Genomic DNA, 14,217 nt, shown 5'->3' with positions numbered 1-14,217 from the left:
CAGCCGGCAAAAAGCACCGTCTCCCCGGTAGTTCTCTCTCACTCGGGCCGCACCCGGGCGGCGGACACAACGGTTTCGGTGGTTCGGGTTCGATCGGTGAGCGTGACCGATCCGAGTCTCCTGGTCGTCGGCGCCCACCCCGACGACTGCTCCATCAAGGCCGGCGGCATCGCGGCGAAATACGTCGAGGACGGCCGCGACGTGACCTTCCTGTCCGTGACCGACGGGAGCGCGGGCCACCACGAACAGGACCGCGAGACCGTCGCCGCGCGCCGGAAGCGCGAGACCGAGGCCGTCGCCGAGACCCTCGGGGTCGACTACGCGGTGTTCGATATCCCCGACGGGGAACTCGAACCGACGCTGACCCACCGGCGACGCCTGATCCGCTTCGTCCGCGAGGTCGACCCCGACCTCGTGCTGGGTCCTCGCCCCGACGACTACCACCCGGACCACCGCTACTGCGCAGAACTGCTCCGCGACACCGCCTACATGCTGATCGTCCCGAACGTCTGCCCCGACACCCCACCGATGGACGAGAACCCCGTCTTCGGCTACGTGGCCGACCACTTCCGCAAGCCCGCACCGTTCGAACCCGACGTGGCCCTCGACGTGTCCGACGCGGCCGACCGCAAACTCGACGCGCTCGACTGTCACGAGTCCCAGATGTACGAGTGGCTTCCCTACACCTTCGGTGTGCTCGACGAGGTGCCCGAGGGCGACGCCGAGCGCCGGGCGTGGCTGGCGGACGAAGGGATCGACCACCTGTCCGCGAACACCGAGGTGAACGTGGCCGACCGCTTCCGCGGCGAACTCGCCGACCGCTACGGCGAGTCCCGAGCCGCGGCGGTTGAGCACGCCGAGGCCGTCGAGATATCGGAGTACGGCGCGCCGCTGACCGACGACCGCCGGGACCGGCTGTTCTTCTTCTGACGGCCCGGCGTCGAAGTGTCGCCGGTCGCCGGCCGACTACGCCTCGCCGACCGAACCGCCCGCTCCGTCGGCGGCCGTCGAGCGCAGGAGGAGACCGAGCGTCGCGCCGACGAGGCCGACTGGTACGGAAGTTTAAATATCGGGCCGGCGACACCCATGCAAGATGGCTGGGAGCTACGACATCGCGGGGATCGAACTGGGCGACGACAGCTACACGGTCGAACAGTCGCTGATCCGGAACAAGTACAAGGCGATGGACGCGGCGGGCAACGTCGTCCTTCGGGGGAAACAGAAGATGCTGAAGATGAAAGAGGAGTTCCCCTTCGTCGACGGGAACGGCGAGGACGTGTTCACGGTGAAAGCCGGGGGGATCATCGACGTGGCCGGGAACTACGTCCTCTCGGACGCACAGACCGGCGAGGACCTCGTCGTCCTCGACAACGACTACTCGATCTTCCAGGACACCTGGAAGATCCGCGACGCGCGCGACGAGTCGAAACTCGCCGAGATCAACTCCCGTGGCGCGCTTGTCACGCTGGCACGGAACGTGATCCCGTTCGGCGGGTGGATCCCGCACAAGTACGAGATCACCGACCTCGACGGGAACCACGTCGGGAGCATCGACGGGCAGTTCTCGCTGCGGGACCGCTACGAGATCACCATCGACGACGCCAGCACCGTCCCGAAAGAGCCGATCGTCGCCGCCGCGATGGTCATCGACGCGATCCAGGGGAACTAGGGGCGACAGGCGCCTGGCGGCGCGCCGCCGGCCGTCACTCCCCGTCGGCCTGGCGCTTCCACTCTCGCTCCTGTCGGCGCTCGGCGACGTGTCGGTGGCCGCCGGAGAGGTCGCGCCGCGTCTGCTGTTCGAGCGCCGACACCTGTGTCATGAAGTCCCGCTCGAAGGACTCCAGCACGTCGTAGGACCAGCGGTCCTCGTCGACGACGCCCCGGGGGAGGTGCCGGTCGCGGATCTCGTCGGCGAGGTCGTCGTGCCCGGTCTCGCGGAGCAGCGCCTCGGCCGTCGCCAGGTGTTCCATCGCGTGGCCGGTGTTGTGATGGAACTCGACGAGTTTACCGTGCGCTCGTCGGAGCCACTCGACCCCGAGTTCGACCTCGTGAAGCGCCGCGACCTCCGTATCTGTCAGGTCGTCACCGGGTGTCTCACCGTCGATAGTCATGCCAGAGTCTAGCGCGCTCGCGGCCATAGGACTGTCGCCGGCGTGGGCGAGTCGGCCGATACAGGGCGCGAGTTGGTCGAGACGGGAGTCGATCGGCTCGAACTCGCCGCGGAGAGAGTGAGGGGACTCCTCAGGCTCGCCGGCGGGCCGCGATCGCGCCGAGGAGGAGCGCGACCAGCGCCCCGGCGGCCCCGAACCCGGGTCCGACGCCGCCGCTCGTCTCGGTCTGGTTGTCCGTCGCGGTGACGGTCGCGGTCGCCGTCGCGGTCGGCGTGTCGTCGCCGCCGGCCCCGACGCCTTCGACCGTTACGCTGTCCTCGCGACCGTCGGCTTCGGCCGAGATAGTGACGTTCCCGTCTCGCTCGACGGGGACGCTGAGAACGCCCTGATCGTCGGTCTCGCCGACCGAACTCCCGTCGGCGCTGACCGACGCGCCGGGGACCGGGTTGCCGTACTCGTCGGAGACGGTCACGCGAACGGGTTCGCCGACGACGACGCGGTCGCTCCCTGCTTCGACCTCGATCGCGGGCGTCCGCTGGATCGTCGCGTTGAGCGTCGTCGCCGATTCGCGGACGCGCAGTTCCCGAGTGACCGATTCGTACCCGGGCTTGGTGATCGTCACGTCGTACACGTCGTTGACGGGGACGCTGACGGTGACGCTCCCGCTCCCCTGCGTCGTCACGTCGGCGATGTCCGGGACGGTGACGTTCGCGTTCGTCACCGACTGCGGCGGGTCGAAGTGGTCGTCGGTGACCGAGAAGGTCACCAGCACGGAGTCGCGTTCGATGCCCATCTGCTGGTTTACCTCGCCGTCGACGGCGAGCGTGGTCCGGTTGCGGAGATACCCTTCCTTGAACGTGATGAGCGTGTAGTTGCCCCGTTCGACCTCGCCGGTGGTGAACGTGCCGTCGGACGCCGTCCGGGCGTTGACGACCGGCTGGCCGTCGTGGAACATGCGGACGATGGCGTTGTCGACCGGGCCGCTCTCGTCGACGACGGAGACGGTCGCCTGTCCCTCACGTGCGACCCGGATCGTCACGTCCTGTTCGCTCGCGTCCTCGACGACGTACGGCTGGTTGCGGACGTAGTTCGGGTGGTCGACCCTGATCGTCACGTCCGCCCCCTCCTCGACGTCGAGGAACGCCTTCCCGTTGCCGGCGGTCGTCCGGTTGACCGGCCCGCCGTCGTCCCACGTGGCCGAGAGCGCCGCGTCGCTCAGCGGATTGCCCCCCTGGTCGACGACGGTGACGGTCAACGTGACTGACTCTGTCGTCGCCGCCGTCGCCGCACCGATCCCCCCGACGAACGACGCGGTGACGACGAACAGCGAGAACAGCACCGTTACGAACCCCGTGTGTGCCCGTGTCATGGGCGTCTTATCTCGCGGTTCCCACATATCTCTGTCGACTTTTTGAGCGCACAGCCCATCATATCGCTGTCAAGACGGGCGAGCGAGCCTCTGGCGCGGTTCGACCGATCGGTCGCCGTCAGCGTCCGCTCTGGAGCTCCTCGACCAGCGAATCGACTTCCTCGCGCGTCGCCGTGGTCATCGCGCCGGGGAGCGTCCGCGCCAGGGTCGCGCTCGCGACGCCACAGGCCAGCGCTTCGCCCGCGTCGGCGCCCGACAGCACCCGTTCGAGGAAGGCACCGGTGAACGCCTCGTGTTGGCCCGCGGGGTCGACGACCTCCCCCTCGATCCCGTCCTGTTCGTGGATGACGCTGTCCTGGTAGGCCAGCACGCCGTGTTCGCTCCGCGTGATGACGACGGTGTCGAACTCCCGGGCCGACGCGATGGCGTGGGCGAGTTCGCGCGGTTTCCCCGTCCGGTCGAAGACGGTCCGGGCCTGCTCCTCGTTCGCGATCAGCACGTCCACCGCGTCGAAGACGCCGTCGAGCGTCTCGCGCGCTTCCTCGACCGACCAGAGGCCGGGCTGGAAGTCGAGGTCCATCGCGACCAGCCCGCTCCCCGCGGCGCGCAGGACCGCCTCGGCCGTCTCGACGATGTCGCCCGACAGCGAGAGCGTGCTCCCGGCGACGAACGTGGCGTCGGCCCGCTGGATCCGGTCCATCGGGAGCTCGCCGGGCGTCACCGACGCCGCCGCGGCGTGATGGCGGTCCTGGAGGAGTCGCCCGTCCCGCGGTGTGCGCCCCCGTTCGGCGAACTGGAGCCCCTGTCGGCCGTCGTCGGCCCACGCCACTTCCGTCTCGACGCCGTGCTCGCGGAGCGAGCGCTCGACGCGTCGGCCGAGCGGCGTGTCGGGCAGCTTCGACAGCCACGTCGCGTCCGCGCCCATCGCGCTCGCCGCCACCGCGACGTTGCTCTCGGTGCCCGATACCCGCAGCTCCACGTCCGTCGCCGACTCCAGGCGCTCGTCGCCGGCCGGCGACAGCCGCAAGGAGGTCTCGCCGAACGTAACCAGCTCTGTCATACCCCGTCCATCGGTAGCATCCGGTTTAGTTCATTGGGGCACGAAGTGAAATCCGGCTCACGCCTCCGGCGCGACTCGCTGGGAAGCCGGACCCGGAACCGGTCGTCTCAGTCCCGTCGGCCGCCGTGACCGGGGTAGTCGCGTTCGAAGCGAGCCTCGATCTCGTCGGCGTCGAACTCGACGACGACGGGTCGACCGTGCGGGCAGGCCCACGGGTTCTCGCAGTCGTCGAGGCGGGCGAGCAGGTCCCGCGTCGATCCCTCGGTGAGCGACGTGTTCCCCGTGATCGAGGGGTAACAGGCGAGATCCGCGAGCAACTCGTCGGCGGCGGCCTCGACCGTCTCGGCGGCGCTCCCCTCGCCCTCGACGAACGCCGCCAGCGCGTCCCGGAGCAGGTCGGGATCGGCCGCGTCGGCGACGAGCGACGGGACGGTTCGAACCTCCACGGTCCGGTCGCCGACCCGCTCGGCGCGGAAGCCGAGCGTCGCGAGCGCTTCGCCGTAGGTCTCGAACAGTTCGGCCTCGCGGGCGGTCAGCGACAGTTCGACCGGCTGTGCGAGCGCCTGCGTGGTGGTCTCGCCGGTGAAGGCGTCTCGCAGCCGCTCGTAGTTGATCCGCTCGTCGGCGGCGTGCTGGTCGATCATGACCAGTCCGTCGTCGGTCTCGGCGAGGACGTACGTGCCGTGTAACTGGCCGAGGACGCGCATCGACGGCAGCGCGTCGAACGCCGTCGGTTCGTCGGCGGCGGCGTCGGCGTCGCCGCTGCCCAGTCGCGCCTGGTCGTGGCCGCCGGAGAACTTGCGAGCGCCGTCCCGTGGGTCGGCGTCTCTCGCCGGGGAGGTCGCCGTCCCGCCGACGTCTCTCTCACCGCTCTCGCCGTCCGGCCCGTCCACGTCGGTCGGTCCGTCGTCGGTGTCCGACGCCGTGTCCCTCGAAGGCACACCTTTCGACGGGGAGGACCGCGGCGACGGGGCCGAGGGGTCCGACGAGAACGTCGGTCCACGCGTCTTCTCGACGGTGGAATCGGGCGCGTCGCTGGAATCGGGCGCGTCACTGGAGTCGGCTGTGGTGCCGTCGTCGGTCGCGGCGCCGGCGTCGGCAGCGGTGCCAGCATCGGCCGCGCCGTCTGCTTCGAAGGCGCCGGCTTCCAGCCCGTCAGACCGTCCGACCGCGGATCCGTCGCCCGACTCGGTCTCGTTCGACCGGTCGTCCCGGTCGGGGTCTCGATCGGGTGTTCCGTTCCGTTGGGGGCTGATCTCGGCCTGTTCGGGGGCCGATTTCCCGCGCGGGGCGCCGCTGCGGAGGAAGCCTTCGTCGAGCAGGGCTGACTCGACGGCGGTCCGAATCTGGTCGCGGACGCCCTCCTCGTCGGCGAACCGGACTTCGAGTTTCCGGGGGTGGACGTTCACGTCCACGTCGCCGGCCTCGATGTCGAGGAAGAGGACGGCGAAGGGGTAGCGGTCGGGAGCGAGCTGGTGGCCGTAGGCGTCGACGACGGCGTCGCGGACGGCGCCGGCGGTGACGTACCGGCCGTTGACGTACGTCGAGAGGTACTCGCGGGTGCTCCGGGTCGTCTCGGGATGACTGACCAGTCCCGAGACGCCGTCGAGCGGGCCGTCGGGCAGGTCGTCGGCCTCGGCGTCGACAGCGACCATCGACTGGGCCACCTCGCGGCCGTAGACGGACATGACCGCCGCGCGGCGGTCGCCCTGACCGGTCGTGGCGAACGTCTCGCGGCCGTCGTGGGTCAGCGAGACGGCGATGTCGGCGTTCGCGAGCGCGTAGCTCGTGACGACCGTGTTGACGTGGGCGAACTCCGTCCCGTCCTGTTTGAGGTACTTCCGGCGGGCGGGGACGTTGTAGAAGAGGTCCTCGACCTCGATGCTGGTCCCCTCGGGACAGCCCGCGGGTTCGACGCTCGTCACCTCGCCGCCCTCGACGCGGAGTTTCGTGCCGCGGCCGCCGTCCACGTCGTCGCGGTCGGCGCGCGGCCGGGTCGTTACGGTGAGGCGGGAGACGGCGCCGATAGCGTGGAGCGCCTCGCCGCGGAAGCCCAGCGTGGCGACGCCGGATTCGAGGTCGTCGATGTCGCTGATCTTGGAGGTGGTGTGTTCCTCGACGGCGCGGCGGACCTCGTCCTCGGTCATGCCGATCCCGTCGTCGGCGACGCGGATGCCGTCCTTCCCGCCGCGCTCGACGCTCACTTCCACGCGGCCGGCGTCGGCGTCGAGGCTGTTCTCGACGAGTTCCTTCACGACGGAGGCGGGGCGCTCGACGACCTCGCCCGCCGCGATGCGCTCGACGGTGGCGTCGTCGAGGCGCTGGATCGTTCCGGTCGGGGCGTCGTCGCTCATCTACCCGCCTCTGGTCGGCCGACGCCCTTGAGTACTCCGGCCGCCGCCGACCGTCGACCGTCCGATCGGCACTCACAGCGTCACGAACCTCGATCCGCCGTAGCCGAAACAGCCCAGGCCCGCCAGCGCGAGCGCCAGCTGGTGGGCCCGTCCGACGGATAGGAGCGGCGGCGGCGCCGTCTTCGTCAGCACGGCGTCGTACCGGGCGTCGGGCGACTCCTCGTCGGCCGGCGGGAGTTCGGCGGTGCCGTTCGGTCGCTCGACGACGACCTGCATCGCTCGCCCGGCGTCGAGCCCGGAGACGTTCGCGTCGCCGAGCAGTTCCGCTCTCGTGCGGTAGTCGAAGTCGTCCGCGCCCTCGTTCGGTGAGACGCGGTACTGGCCGCCGTTCTCCAGCGTGGCGACGTACAGCTCCCGGCCCCGCTCGGAGAGGGTCTCGTAGGCGACGATCTCGTACCCATCGCTCCGCAGTTCGGTCGCGTTGCCCTCGGCGAAGTCCGGCTGTTCGACGGACGTGTCGTGCCAGCGGACCGCGTCGACGGGGACGACCGCGGCGGCGGCGAGCAGGACGACCCCGAGCGCGACGAGCGTCAGATCTCGGTGAGTCTCGCGCATCGTGGTCACCCCAGGTCGGCGCGCCCGAAGCGCCAGTAGCCGATCGCCAGCGGGACGACGCCCCAGGCGACGACCGCGGCCACGCCGAAGGCGTTGTGGGTCAGCGAGCCGTGGCCGGTCGACCACGCCGACGGCGTGAGGCTGTGGCTGGTCCAGTCGTTGGCGGCCAGCGTCGCCTGGACCGGGTTCAGCCGTCCGACGTACAGGTACCACTCCGGCGTCTCGCTGCCGGCGTTCGTGAGTCCCCTGAGTTCGGACGGGTCGAAGCCCGGGCCCTCGACGAGCGCGCCGACGAGTCTGACCACCGTCGCCTTCCAGAGGGCGAGCGGGCCCAGCGCGAGGTAGAGCCCGAACAGGACCGCCACCGCCCGGACCTTCGTCGCGACGGCCGCGGAGACGCCGACGGAGAGCCCCGCCCACGCGAACGTGAACGCCGCCAACAGGCCCGCGTCGAGCAGGTACTCGGCCCCGTCGAGCGTCCCGTAGGCCTGGATCAACACGCCGCCGAGGACGAGGTAGGTCCCGAGCGACACGGCCAACAGCAGGAGCGTCCGGCTCAGCGCCTTGCCGAGGAGCACGGCGCCGCGGTCGGTCGGGAAACTGAGCAGGACACGGAGGCTCCCTGACTCGCGCTCGCCGGCGACCGAGGCGTACGCGGCGACGATGGCGACCGGACCGGCGAACAGGACGAACGGGATCAGGAGCTGGTCCTGCGTCCCGTCCACCAGCACGTCCCACGAACTCGTGGCCTCGTCGTACGTCTGCGGGACGGTCAGCGCGAGCATCACCAGCGCGGCGCCCCACAGCAGTTTCGACCGCGCGAGGTCCGTCAGGTCCTTCCGCGCGATCGTCAGCGCTCGCGCGCTCACGCCTCGCTCACCTCCGTCGGCGCGCCGGAACCGGGATCGGTGCCGCCGCCCGTGTACTCGGTGAAGAGGTCTTCGAGCGACGCCTCCTCGACGTCGATGTCGCGGACCGTCGCCCCCGCGGCGCTCACCCGCTCGATGACCGCCGCCTTCACGCCGGGGTCAGTACACGAGACGCGGAGCGCGTCGTCGCGGACCGTGACGCCCGTTACGCCGTCGATCGCTTCGACGCCGCTCGTGTCGGGCACCGCGTCGACCGTGACGACGAGCGTCGAGCCCGCGCCGAGGCGGCCGCGGAGTCCCTCGACCGTGTCGACGGCCACGAGGTCGCCGTCGGTCATGATGCCGACGCGGTCGCAGACCGCCTCGACCTGCTCCATGACGTGACTGGAGAAGAAGACGGTCGCCCCGCGGTCGCGCTCCTCACGGACGATCTCCCGCATCTCGCGGGCGCCGTTGGGGTCCAGTCCCGAGGAGGGCTCGTCGAGGATCAGCAGGTCGGGCTCGCCGACGAGCGCCAGCCCGAGGGCGAGGCGCTGGGTCATCCCCTTCGAGAAGCCGCCGACCGCGCGGTCGGCGTCGTCCGCGATGCCGACCCGTTCGAGGACCGCCTCCGGGTCGACGTCGACGCCTTCCATCTCGGCGGCGAAGCGGACGTGCTTGCGCGCGGAGAGTCGGTCGTAGAGCGCGTAGCCCTCGGGGAGGACGCCCAGGCGGGCCCGGACCGCCTCCGGTCGCTCCCGCGGATCGATGCCCAGTACCGAGACGTCCCCGCTGGTCGGCCGGACGTAGTCCAGCAGGACGTTGATCGTCGTCGACTTGCCCGCGCCGTTCGGACCGAGAAAGCCGAAGATCTCGCCCTCCTCGACCGTGAGCGAGAGCCCGTCGACGGCGCGGACGTCGCCGTACTCCTTCGTCAGGGCGGCTGTTTCGATAGCTGCCATTCCGTTCGGACGGTGGCCCCGACGGACAGTAAAATTTCAGATAAGTTCGACGACGTTCGAAGCTACGTTCTGCGGTTGTATAATATAATATTTCTTATGTGAGCGCGACACTGGCGACGGCGGAGCCGCGGTTCAGGCCCGTTCGGACCGGCCGGAGGCGTAGTAGCCGGCGGCGAGGAACGCGGCGGTCCAGCCGAGCATGACGGCCACGGCGTAGGCCACGTGGACGGGGTCGCCGCCGATGGTGACCTCCCGGACCTCGCCGTCGATCACGATGTGGGTCGAACTGAGTTCGACGGCCAGCCAGTTGCTGACGCCCCGGAACCCGTCGAAGGGGTTGAGCCAGCCGAGGTACAGCACCCACCACGGGTCGCCGGAGTAGGGGTTCTCGAGCCGCGTGAGTTCGGTGGGGACGTAGGCGTCGCCGAGGACGAGCGCGCCGAGGACGTTCGAGACGGTGTTGTGCCAGAAGTGAGTCAGGTCCGCGAGGACGTACACGCCGAGCGTGGCCGCGAACGCCCGCCCGGGCGTCGCCGCGAGTGCCCCGAACCCGACCGCGATGGCCGCCCACATGACGGTGAACACGGTCAGGAGCCCGGCGGTCGCGAGGTAGGCGACCGGTTCGAACGCCCGGAGTTCCGCGAAGGCGAGCGCGCCTTGGAGCAGGTACGTCCCGAGGACGAGAGCGACCAGGACCGCCGACCGACTCAGCGCGAATCCGAGGAAGGCGGTCCGCCCCGTCGCGGGCAGCCCGCTGGCGGCCCGCCGGCCGGTCGCCCGGCCCCGGAGACGCGGCCCGCTGCTGGCGGCGACGTACGCGGTGAGCGCGAGCGCGACGGTCGCCAGCGCGACCGGGTTCGGCCCGAACCGCATGACCGCGACGTACGCGAGGACGGTCAGGAACAGGGCCGCGACCGCCGCAGCCGCCCGCCGGCTCCCGCTCCGTCGCGTCCACTCCCGGACCGCGTCAGCGCGACTTCGAAGTCGCCCCGACGCCCCGGTCGCGGGCGAGGACCCGTTCGCCGCGTACCCGACCGCGGCCGCGACGGCGCCGACGCTCACGTAGTAGAGGCCCGGGGCCCGGCGCAGAACGTCGTAGTGCGTCTCCACCAGGATGTCGCGGCGGAGCAGGTCGTGGACCGGTGCGACGGCCAGCGCGACCAGGACCAGCGCGGTCGCCCACAGCAGTTTCGACCGGCAGAGAGCGGCGAGATCGCGCCGCGCGACCGAGAGCGCGGAGTCCGCCTCCCCGAGCGTGTGGTCGGGCGGACTGGAGCGACCGCTCCGACGGTGGTCCCGCTCACTGGCGTCGGTCCGGTCGCCGGGCGCAGCCATCGTATCGACACGTCAGCGGGGTCTGGAGTAAAACCCCCCGGTGGCTTCGACGGCGTTCGAACCGTTCTATACTTATATGTGGGGACGGCGACTCGTCCCACCCATGGACGAGGTGGACGGCGGTCGACGCCCGCGACCGCTCTCGCGCCGACGGGTCCTGAAGAGCGTCGGCGTCGCGGCCGGCGCTGCGGCCGTCGGCGGCGGCCACCTGCTCAGTCGGGACAGCCCCGAGATGCCCCCGCGTCTCGACGCGTGGCCGCCCGACGGCGGCGCCGAGACGGTGGTGACCGCCGACTACTACGACCGGTGGTCGGCGTGGGCCGCGGAAGCGTTCGCCGACCGGACGGGCATCACGGTGCAGCACTACCGGTCGTTCGCCTGGGAGCCCTCGCGGTCGCTCGGCGGCCGCGAGAAACCGCCGGGACTGCTCCGCAGGGCGTACGAGCGCGTCGAGGGACTGTTCACGGAACCGAGCGTTCGCGACGAGCCCGAGGGGTCGTTCGACAACGTCGTCACGACGACGGATTTCGTCGGCAGGGCCGTCGAAGACGACCTCCTCCACTCCCTGCCGGCCGCGGACGTGCCCTCGTTCGACCGCGTGTTCGACGTGTTCCGGTCCCTGCCGGTCCACCGGACAGACGGCGACGTGTTCGCGCTCCCCGTCGAGGCGCAGTTGACGCCGCTCGTGTACAACGCCGACCACTTCGAGCGCCCGCCCGACTCGTGGGGTGCGCTCTGGGACGGGGCCGACGAGGGCGAGGTCCTGATAGACACCGACGTCGTCTACGGACACCCGGAAATCGCCGCGCTGTACGCCGGCGAGGACCCCCGGGATCCGGACTTCGAGCGACTGGAGGCGACCCTGCGGCGCCAGCGGCCGAAACTCGTCGATGGCCACGACGACCGCGACCGGGCGCCGGCCGCGGACGTCTTCGCCGCCGGCGACGCCGTCGTCGGGTCGATCTCGCTCCCGGCGCTGTACGAGGCCCGCTTCGAGCGGGACGTCCCGCTGGAGTACGTCGTCCCGTCCGAGGGGGCGATCCTGAACTGCCGGTTCTCCGCCGTGCCGACCGCGAGCAAGCGACCGCTCGCCGGCCTGCAGTACGCGAACTGGCTGTGCCGGCCCGAGGTGGCCGCCCGGCGCTGGGAGATGGAGCGAGCGGTTCCGACGGTCCCGCTGGACGGCCACGCCGCTGCGACGGTCCGGGAGGTCCTCGACTGGGCGGACGGCGGCGAGTTCCGCCTGAAGCCGCACCTGTTCGGGCCCGACGGGACCGTCCGGGAGTACCGGCGGCTGATGGACCGGGTTCAGGGGGACGAGGATGCGGCGTGACCGGTCCGACGCGGACGGCGACCGACGGCGGAACCGGCGGCGACCGGTCGACGAAACCGACGGCGAGCGGCCGGCGGCGGGCGCCGCGGGAGAGACCACGGACGCGGGTGCCGACGGCGGGCTGGCGTCGGACCTGGGCTGGCTCGCCGTCGGCGTGATCGTCGGTGCGATCGCGGCGGCGGCCGTCTCGGCGTCTCTGGGCCCCGCACTCGGCTCTCTCGGCTCTCTTGGGGGCGACGGGGCGACTGCTATCGACCGCGGCGACCTCACGCTGCCCGACGAGACGTCGCGGTTACACGACCGGGGCGTCACCGGCTCGAACGTCACCGTCGGCGTCCTCGACGCGACCGGGTTCGACGCGGACAATCCGGCCCTCCGGGACCGGGTCGTCGCCGCTCGCTCGTTCGGGCGGGGAAATCACGTCGCCAACGGCGGCGTCAACGCTCACGGGACGGCCGCGGCGGTCACGGTCGCTGCCACCGCGCCCGACGCCGACCTGCTGCTGGCGAACGCGGACTCGCCCGACGGCGCCGTCCGGGGCCTGCAGTGGCTCGTCGACCGCGACGCCGACGTCGTGGTCGTCCAGTTCAACCGGCTCGGCGCCCCGGACGACGGGACGGCGCCGCTGTCGCGGGCTGTCACGAGCGCCCGCGAAGCGGGGACGCTCGTCGTCGCGCCGACCGGGAATCAGGCGCGCGGTCACTGGTCGGGGCCGCTCGACCCCGGCGGCGACGGCAGCCACGAGTTCCCCGACGGCGCCCGGAACTACCTCGGCCCGCTGTCGTCGTCGCAGTCGTCCACCGCCGGGTCGGCCCGCGCGTGGCTGACCTGGAACGGCACGGCCGCGACCGACCTCGACCTGACGCTGGAACTCTACCGGTCGAGCCCCGAGGGGCCGGAACTGGTCGCCCGGTCGGAACGGGTCGAACCTGACGCGCCGCGGCCCGGACGCGTCGAGGTCGAACGGCTCGACGCGTCGGTCGAACCCGGAGCGCACTTCGTCATCGTCCGGATCGAGGAGGGCGCCGGGGCCGCGTCGGCGTCCGACGTGCGGTTGGACCTCGACTCGCCGACGCACGGCTTCGAGCAGGCGAGACCGGCCGGGAGCGTGGCGGCGCCGGCGACGGCCCGGGGCGTCCTCGCGGTGGGCGCGTACGACGTGGATTCGGACGGCGTCACCGCCCACAGCGGGCGGGGGCCGACGACCGACGGCCGCCGGGGCGTCGACGTCGTCGCGCCGGTCGGTGCCTGGAGCGAGTGGCCGGGGCGGGGCGAGACGGGCACGTCCGTCGCCGCGGCGTACGCCGGCGGGACGGCGGCGCTCGCGCTGGACGCGGCCCCGTCGCTCGGCCCCGACGGCGTCGAGCGTGCGCTCGAATCGTCGGCGGTCGACGTCGGACCGGCCGGCGCCGATCCGGTTGCAGGTCGCGGCCGGATCGACGCCGACGCGGCGGTCGGTCGCGTCGCCCCGGCACAGGCCGTGCGGACCGACCGCTCGATCCCGGTTCTCGAGTCGCTGGCGCTGCTCGCGGGGCCGCTGGTCGCGGTCGCAGCGGCGGCGGGACGGAGTTTCGGAGCAACCGCTGACTGGAGGCGAGACGGATGACAAAGATATCACGAATCAGACACGGTACGACGGACGACCGCGACGCGACGCCGCGGTTCGTCGAACTCGGGAGCGAGGAGGAAGACAGAGTGTTCGACGCCCTCAGTTCGGAGACGGCGCGGCGGATCTACCGCGCGCTCCACGAGGAGCCGCGGACCCCGTCGGCGCTGGCGGCGGCGACGGAGAAGTCCGTCCAGACCGTCTCCTACCACCTGACGAAACTGGAGTCGGCGGCGCTCGTCGAGTCCGTCGGCACTCGCTACTCGGAGAAGGGCAAGGAGATGACCGTCTGGGCGCCCGCGCAGGGCGCCGTCGTCATCGCCGAGGAGTCGGAACGCGCCCGCCGCTCGCTCGAAGAGTACCTCGGCGCGACGGTCGGAGTGGTGGCCGCCAGCGCGGTCGTCCGGTACGCCAGCGACCGGTTCGTCGCGGCGACGCCCTCGGGGAGCCCCGTGCTCGAACCCGCCGGCACCGGCGGCGCGCACGGAGCGTTCGACGGCGTCGCACAGCTGGTGGCGGCGGTCGTCGCGACGGTTCAGCCGGGACTCGTCCTCCTCGTCTTCGGACTCGCGCTCATCGCGGCCGAGTACGCCCGCGACGCCGCCGCGTGAGGCCGATTGGACC

At 71.5% G+C, this 14,217-nt stretch carries 13 protein-coding genes; 5 read left to right on the top strand and 8 right to left on the bottom strand.

Annotated features, from left to right (window positions below; genetic code table 11):
* Positions 1-102 precede the first annotated feature (102 nt).
* Positions 103-930: a PIG-L deacetylase family protein gene (locus tag D1409_RS19475; protein WP_235853629.1), complete on the top strand. Its 828-nt coding sequence runs from the start codon at positions 103-105 to the stop codon at positions 928-930.
* A 163-nt stretch (positions 931-1,093) separates the two neighbouring features.
* On the top strand, positions 1,094-1,669 hold the full coding sequence (locus D1409_RS19470; protein ID WP_123538660.1) for an LURP-one-related/scramblase family protein: 576 nt from the start codon (positions 1,094-1,096) through the stop codon (positions 1,667-1,669).
* Positions 1,670-1,703: 34 nt separating this feature from the next.
* Here the strand turns inward: D1409_RS19470 and D1409_RS19465 are convergent, their stop codons facing one another.
* The 8 genes from D1409_RS19465 to D1409_RS19430 form a co-directional block, all read right to left on the bottom strand.
* Positions 1,704-2,111: a hypothetical protein gene (locus tag D1409_RS19465; protein ID WP_123538659.1), complete on the bottom strand. Its 408-nt coding sequence runs from the start codon at positions 2,109-2,111 to the stop codon at positions 1,704-1,706.
* Positions 2,112-2,241: 130 nt separating this feature from the next.
* A complete protein-coding gene (locus D1409_RS19460; protein WP_164471795.1) occupies positions 2,242-3,480 on the bottom strand; it encodes a PGF-CTERM sorting domain-containing protein in 1,239 nt (412 codons plus the stop codon).
* 118 nt (positions 3,481-3,598) lie between these two features.
* A complete protein-coding gene (locus tag D1409_RS19455) occupies positions 3,599-4,540 on the bottom strand; it encodes a sugar kinase (protein ID WP_123538657.1) in 942 nt (313 codons plus the stop codon).
* Between the two features lie 107 nt (positions 4,541-4,647).
* Positions 4,648-6,894 (bottom strand): DNA mismatch repair endonuclease MutL, encoded by a 2,247-nt coding sequence (gene mutL, locus D1409_RS19450; protein WP_123538656.1) that lies wholly within the window; start codon positions 6,892-6,894, stop codon positions 4,648-4,650.
* Between the two features lie 72 nt (positions 6,895-6,966).
* Positions 6,967-7,509, bottom strand: a complete 543-nt coding sequence (locus D1409_RS19445) for a hypothetical protein (RefSeq protein ID WP_164471794.1) — start codon at positions 7,507-7,509, stop codon at positions 6,967-6,969.
* Positions 7,510-7,514: 5 nt separating this feature from the next.
* Positions 7,515-8,378 carry an ABC transporter permease gene (locus tag D1409_RS19440; protein ID WP_123538654.1) on the bottom strand — a complete coding sequence of 288 codons (864 nt, stop codon included), beginning with the start codon at positions 8,376-8,378 and terminating at the stop codon, positions 7,515-7,517.
* The gene (locus D1409_RS19435; protein WP_123538653.1) at positions 8,375-9,319 is read right to left on the bottom strand and encodes an ABC transporter ATP-binding protein; all 945 of its coding nucleotides are present in this window, start codon (positions 9,317-9,319) and stop codon (positions 8,375-8,377) included. The genes D1409_RS19440 and D1409_RS19435 overlap by 4 nt, the downstream gene beginning before the upstream one ends.
* Before the next feature lie 132 nt (positions 9,320-9,451).
* On the bottom strand, positions 9,452-10,654 hold the full coding sequence (locus D1409_RS19430; RefSeq protein ID WP_123538652.1) for an ABC-2 transporter permease: 1,203 nt from the start codon (positions 10,652-10,654) through the stop codon (positions 9,452-9,454).
* 103 nt (positions 10,655-10,757) lie between these two features.
* Here D1409_RS19430 and D1409_RS19425 point away from each other — a divergent pair, with 103 nt between their 5' ends.
* The 3 genes from D1409_RS19425 to D1409_RS19415 are packed head-to-tail and all read left to right on the top strand — an operon-like array spanning position 10,758 to position 14,204.
* Positions 10,758-11,987: an ABC transporter substrate-binding protein gene (locus tag D1409_RS19425; RefSeq protein WP_164471804.1), complete on the top strand. Its 1,230-nt coding sequence runs from the start codon at positions 10,758-10,760 to the stop codon at positions 11,985-11,987.
* The gene (locus D1409_RS19420; RefSeq protein ID WP_123538650.1) at positions 11,977-13,593 is read left to right on the top strand and encodes a S8 family serine peptidase; all 1,617 of its coding nucleotides are present in this window, start codon (positions 11,977-11,979) and stop codon (positions 13,591-13,593) included. The genes D1409_RS19425 and D1409_RS19420 overlap by 11 nt, the downstream gene beginning before the upstream one ends.
* A complete protein-coding gene (locus D1409_RS19415) occupies positions 13,590-14,204 on the top strand; it encodes an ArsR/SmtB family transcription factor (protein WP_123538649.1) in 615 nt (204 codons plus the stop codon). The genes D1409_RS19420 and D1409_RS19415 overlap by 4 nt, the downstream gene beginning before the upstream one ends.
* The last annotated feature ends 13 nt before the right edge of the window (positions 14,205-14,217 follow it).

It is taken from the genome of Halosimplex salinum (genome assembly GCF_003730195.1).
In the GTDB taxonomy this organism is placed as follows: Archaea; Halobacteriota; Halobacteria; order Halobacteriales; family Haloarculaceae; genus Halosimplex; species Halosimplex salinum.
Note: the sequence above shows the minus strand (reverse complement) of the source record. Positions and strands in the feature narration are given on the sequence as shown.

What these genes read in the sequence shown, in the direction of transcription:
- D1409_RS19470 (WP_123538660.1), top strand. Translation starts at nt 1,094, where the DNA reads ATGGCTGGGAGCTACGACATCGCGGGGATCGAACTGGGCGACGACAGC.
- D1409_RS19465 (WP_123538659.1), bottom strand. Translation starts at nt 2,111, where the DNA reads ATGACTATCGACGGTGAGACACCCGGTGACGACCTGACAGATACGGAG.
- D1409_RS19460 (WP_164471795.1), bottom strand. Translation starts at nt 3,480, where the DNA reads ATGACACGGGCACACACGGGGTTCGTAACGGTGCTGTTCTCGCTGTTC.
- D1409_RS19455 (WP_123538657.1), bottom strand. Translation starts at nt 4,540, where the DNA reads ATGACAGAGCTGGTTACGTTCGGCGAGACCTCCTTGCGGCTGTCGCCG.
- mutL (WP_123538656.1), bottom strand. Translation starts at nt 6,894, where the DNA reads ATGAGCGACGACGCCCCGACCGGAACGATCCAGCGCCTCGACGACGCC.
- D1409_RS19445 (WP_164471794.1), bottom strand. Translation starts at nt 7,509, where the DNA reads ATGCGCGAGACTCACCGAGATCTGACGCTCGTCGCGCTCGGGGTCGTC.
- D1409_RS19435 (WP_123538653.1), bottom strand. Translation starts at nt 9,319, where the DNA reads ATGGCAGCTATCGAAACAGCCGCCCTGACGAAGGAGTACGGCGACGTC.
- D1409_RS19430 (WP_123538652.1), bottom strand. Translation starts at nt 10,654, where the DNA reads ATGGCTGCGCCCGGCGACCGGACCGACGCCAGTGAGCGGGACCACCGT.
- D1409_RS19425 (WP_164471804.1), top strand. Translation starts at nt 10,758, where the DNA reads ATGGACGAGGTGGACGGCGGTCGACGCCCGCGACCGCTCTCGCGCCGA.
- D1409_RS19420 (WP_123538650.1), top strand. Translation starts at nt 11,977, where the DNA reads ATGCGGCGTGACCGGTCCGACGCGGACGGCGACCGACGGCGGAACCGG.
- D1409_RS19415 (WP_123538649.1), top strand. Translation starts at nt 13,590, where the DNA reads ATGACAAAGATATCACGAATCAGACACGGTACGACGGACGACCGCGAC.